The sequence below is a fragment of the Desulfocicer niacini genome, from assembly GCF_054657595.1.
Genome location: NZ_BAAHYK010000108.1, coordinates 1 through 4,424 on the forward strand (window position 1 = coordinate 1; position 4,424 = coordinate 4,424).

Sequence of the window (4,424 nt, forward strand, 5' to 3'; positions counted from 1 at the left end):
AGGATAAAAAGCATTGCCTGTGAAAAGACCCAGAGTGACAATGCAAAACCCCAACACCGACCGCCCAACAGTATGATCATGGATATATGATGCATTTTCAATTTTTCTACCTGATTTCTGAAGAATGGTATCGTCAATGACAAAGCATAAGTCTTTTTGGGGAACTATAGACATCCAAACTATTGAATATTTGACGGTTAATTCCATTCATAAATGCACGCCACCGATATTTGGAGTCCTTTTCTATATAAAGTATCAAATTATAAGGGGTTTTATTCGTTAAAACTCCCTGTTTTAGGGTGCGAAACTTGAGTAATTATACCAAAGGGAGAAGATTTCCCATGTGACCACGTTTTTAGAATTCCAAGATATCGTTAGAACCATGGAGATTCGATGCGGAACAATGGTTGACCGAGAAGGTGGCTTCTTAACATGAAGATAATGGAAAACGAAGAGTGTCATAGTTGAGACACTTTGTTTTGATCATGAAATGTAAGATTCAAGTGTACATGGTCTGTTTGGAGTCAATCTTTAATATTTCCATTAATTGTTCGACTAAAAAAAAGGAGGCAGAAGAAAATGAGAAAATTCCAGCGAGAAATGAAAAAATGGCGATCTATAGTGGAGACAACATCGCTATCAGCATTGCTACTCTTGGCTTTAATTAGCAGTGGATCAGCCTATGCCGCCGCAGAGCTCTCTGACGAGCGCTCTGAAGCTCGCTCCATGGTAATCAGCCAGTATGGTGTTGCCGCAACAGAGCATCCGTTGGCTTCGAAGGCAGCTACGCGCATTCTTGAAAAGGGAGGCAACGCAATCGACGCGGCTATTGCTGCAAATGCGGTAATGGGAGTTGTTTCTCCTATGATGAACGGCATCGGCGGAGACCTTTTTGCGATTGTGTATGAGGCAAAGTCGGGTAAGCTATTTGGCCTCAATGCCTCAGGACCGGCGCCGATGGGCCTTACAATTGATTACTTGAAGAGCAAGGGGCACACAACTATGCCCAAGAAGGGTATAGATTCGGTAACTGTGCCTGGGGCTGTTGAGGGATGGGACATGCTACGGGAGCGTTTTGGAACCAAATCATTTAAGGAATTGCTGGCTCCAGCCATAGGGATCGCTCGCGACGGGTTTCCGATCGCGGAGTTTTCGGCTGCGTACTGGAGTTGGGGCTGGGTTCAGAAGAATCTTCGCTCTGATCCTGTCGCTGCAGCCCTCTACCTACCTCAAGGCCAAGCGCCTCGTATTGGTGAGATTTTCCGTAACCCTGAACTATCAGAGACTTTGGAGCAAATTGCTCAATCCGGGAAGCAAGCATTCTATAGCGGAACCATAGCCGATCGTATCGTGATGGCATCCTCCCGTTTAGGAGGCCAATTGAAAAAGAGTGATCTTCAAGCCATGAAAGGAGAGTGGGTCGAGCCTATATCCACCGAATACCATGGATGGACAGTCTACGAATTACCACCTAATACACAAGGAATGGGCGCGCTCATGATGTTGAATATGATGGAAGGGCTCAATCTTCGCGACTGGGGGCACAACTCAACGAAATCGCTGCATCATCTTATCGAAATCAAGAAACTTGCATACGCAGATGTTCTACGTCACTCGGCCGATCTGAAGTTCAGCGAAGTACCCGTAGCCAAGCTTATTTCAAAAGATTACGCTCAATCAAGAGTGAAGCTGGTTGATCCTAAACGCGCCAACTGTAATGTGGCGCCAAATCTGCCTTATCCAAAAGGATCGGATACGACCTATTTGTCCGTCGTTGACAAGGATGGGAATATGGTGTCGCTGATTCAAAGTATCTACAACCTCTTCGGTGCCAGCGTAGGAGTGGACAAATCAGGTTTCGTACTACAAAACCGGGGTGGGCTCTTCTCATTTGACCCTGCTCACCCAAATGCCCTTGAGGGTGGTAAAAGACCTTTACACACCATTATTCCCGGCTTTATGTCGAAGGGTGATCAACGTATTGCCTTCGGTATAATGGGAGGGTGGAACCAAGCGCTGGCGCATGCTCAGTTTGTATCGAACATTGTCGACTTTGATATGAATATCCAGTCGGCCATGGAGGCGCCGAGATTCACCAAATGGGATTTCGAGGGGTGCGGAGCACACGTAGAGGCTCGCGTATCCAAAGAGACGATCATGGGCTTGTCGCGAAAGGGGCATCAACTCTTCATTAATGACGATTATTCTGCGTATATGGGGGGGGGCCAAGCTGTGTTGCGTGATTTTGCAAAAGGCATTAACTATGGCGCCTCCGATCCTCGCAAAGACGGTTTAGCTTTACCGGAAATGCCAGAATGATCGACTGATGATGTATAGAATTAATGATGATTATTGTAGGTGGAGATTGATGAGTTAAGGTAAGGAAGTGGTGTTTGCCTTCCTTGGTGCTGTTAGGGGTGATAGGTGAGGTGGGTGGGTGATAGGTGATGGAGGGTGTTGGTGATAAGTAGTTGCTTTCTAAGGTATCCCTAAAAAATCGGCTTCCTGATTGAAGCCGCTCCATTCACAGCCAGTAAATTAATTTTTTGAAGTTGATCTTGCAAGATTTTTCCAATTCACCTGTCATCCTTTCAGCAGGTATCCTGCATTTTCCATCCACCTTCCGCGACAAATTGAGAACTTGCCATAAAGTTTGATATTTGTCTGGATTCATAGCGTTTAGTCTCAGCCATGTTGAATCTACATTTACGTTAAAATTTTAAGATTAAGTCACTCACAAGGCGATTCGAGTTTTTTAGATTCTCATATTGTGTGGACAAACAATCAAAGGAATTGAATTTCGTTCAACATCAGCCCGGACGAAGGGGCAATATGCCGTAAAGGGGTATGGCTGATTCCCTTGAGCGATATTTTAATATCTTCCATGCCGATTTCACCCCGTCCCAGGCTGAGCAGCTGGCCCATTATCAATCGGACCTGATACCGCATGAACCCTGTTGAATGGATATGGTAGGCATAGCTTTTTGCCGGGAAAAAATTGGCCTTGAAAATTCGGTTCTCTTCTATTTTACTGACCGACACCTCCCTTTCAAAGGTTGTCCGGGTGCCGGGTTTGGTGCAGTAGCTTCTGAAGTTATGCCTGCCCTGGAACAACAGGGCACCTTGCTTCATCATATCAATATCAAGCCAATAAGAAAACGAAGATATGAGCGGCGCACAGAACGGATGGCATTTTTCTCCAAAGGCGAACAGGTAGATGTACTCCTTGGTTTTTGGGGCTTTGATGATGTTAAACTTTTCGTCCACCGCTTCAGCCTTTATCGCCCGGATGTCGTTGGGCAGGTTTTGATTATAATCATTCACCAGCTGCTCGACATCAAGCGATTCATGGACAAAAAGTTCAAAGGTGGAATGATTTGCAGAGACTCTTGCATCAGTGCGGCTGCTTCCGAGAATCTTAAAGTCGGAATGGCCCAGGACAAATGTGGTTGTCTTTTCAACCATGCCTTCCACGGTTTTTAATCCCGGCTGTTTCAGCCAGCCATGGTAGCGGAATCCCAAATATTGAATATGAATCAGATAATAATATTTTTTCATACCATGTCCAGACCTCACTTAAAGACGATCCCGCATCTGTTTTTTGACATCGGCAACCAATTGGCGATACAGATCGTTTTCCGAATCTTCCCAGAGTGCCCTTTCTCCCCAGTGAAGGGCGCTGGGAAAATCCTTTTGCTGGCGATAATTTTCCGCAATGGCATACAGCACATGCTGCATCGGCGAATTCCTGCCTTTAGATGGAAGCTCCAGCACTTTTTTGAAATCAACCACGGCAGCCTTGTGATTCTTATTAACCGTATAACAACTTCCCCGGCCGATCAGGCTCTCCTCATCATGGGTGTTCAGGGTCAAAGCCCGGGAGTAAAATACAATCGCGTCGTCGATTCGTCCTTCGATCTCGGCAATCTTGCCCAGATAAAAATAGGGGTTGTCGCCATCCCCGTGGCGATAAACAGGATTTATCCTGACAACTTCCTCAAATGCCCGGACAGCTCCAACCCCGTCGGGTTCATTGAAACATCTCAAACCTTCATTAAACCAGTCCGTCACCGAAAGTGGTGCCCTGTTTTTATCCATGAGATTCCTTGTTGTACGCTTTATGATTTGCGGTTTTTTCCGCAGCATTTTCATTATTGAAATAAATTTTCGGCATTTCTGTCAAAGAAGATACCAGCATGCCTTTGTTATCGCCTGCCCCTTTCTTGAACAAATCGTCACAATGCCTATGTTGTCTATGTTAAAAAACTAAAATCGAAAAGTCCAGACGTTTATAGGGGGCTGCACATGGCAGTTTATAAGAAAGAGTAGGTAGGTCTAACACTCTTTCATGCTTCGTTGTGGGCAGAACGAGATCAGAATAAGGTCTGCCCATGGCAGTTATATAAAAAGGTAGCCTTCAAGTT

Annotated in this window: 4 protein-coding genes; 1 reads left to right on the top strand and 3 read right to left on the bottom strand. The window is 45.5% G+C overall.

Annotation, left to right across the window (positions count from 1 at the left end):
* Positions 1-207: transposase (locus ACYQ2M_RS24700; protein ID WP_459919067.1), on the bottom strand; the 207-nt coding region annotated here is incomplete at its 3' end.
* A gap of 372 nt (positions 208-579) precedes the next feature.
* On the opposite strand from ACYQ2M_RS24700, the gene ggt reads away from it, so the two are divergent.
* Positions 580-2,319: a gamma-glutamyltransferase gene (gene ggt, locus ACYQ2M_RS24705; RefSeq protein WP_459919068.1), complete on the top strand. Its 1,740-nt coding sequence runs from the start codon at positions 580-582 to the stop codon at positions 2,317-2,319.
* A gap of 465 nt (positions 2,320-2,784) precedes the next feature.
* Here ggt and ACYQ2M_RS24710 read toward each other — a convergent pair whose 3' ends face one another.
* Together ACYQ2M_RS24710 and ACYQ2M_RS24715 are read right to left on the bottom strand one after the other, a co-directional pair.
* A complete protein-coding gene (locus ACYQ2M_RS24710; protein ID WP_459919069.1) occupies positions 2,785-3,558 on the bottom strand; it encodes a tRNA pseudouridine synthase A in 774 nt (257 codons plus the stop codon).
* An 18-nt stretch (positions 3,559-3,576) separates the two neighbouring features.
* Positions 3,577-4,098, bottom strand: a complete 522-nt coding sequence (locus tag ACYQ2M_RS24715; RefSeq protein WP_459919070.1) for a tetratricopeptide repeat protein — start codon at positions 4,096-4,098, stop codon at positions 3,577-3,579.
* Positions 4,099-4,424 lie beyond the last annotated feature (326 nt).

What these genes read in the sequence shown, in the direction of transcription:
- ggt (WP_459919068.1), top strand. Translation starts at nt 580, where the DNA reads ATGAGAAAATTCCAGCGAGAAATGAAAAAATGGCGATCTATAGTGGAG.
- ACYQ2M_RS24710 (WP_459919069.1), bottom strand. Translation starts at nt 3,558, where the DNA reads ATGAAAAAATATTATTATCTGATTCATATTCAATATTTGGGATTCCGC.
- ACYQ2M_RS24715 (WP_459919070.1), bottom strand. Translation starts at nt 4,098, where the DNA reads ATGGATAAAAACAGGGCACCACTTTCGGTGACGGACTGGTTTAATGAA.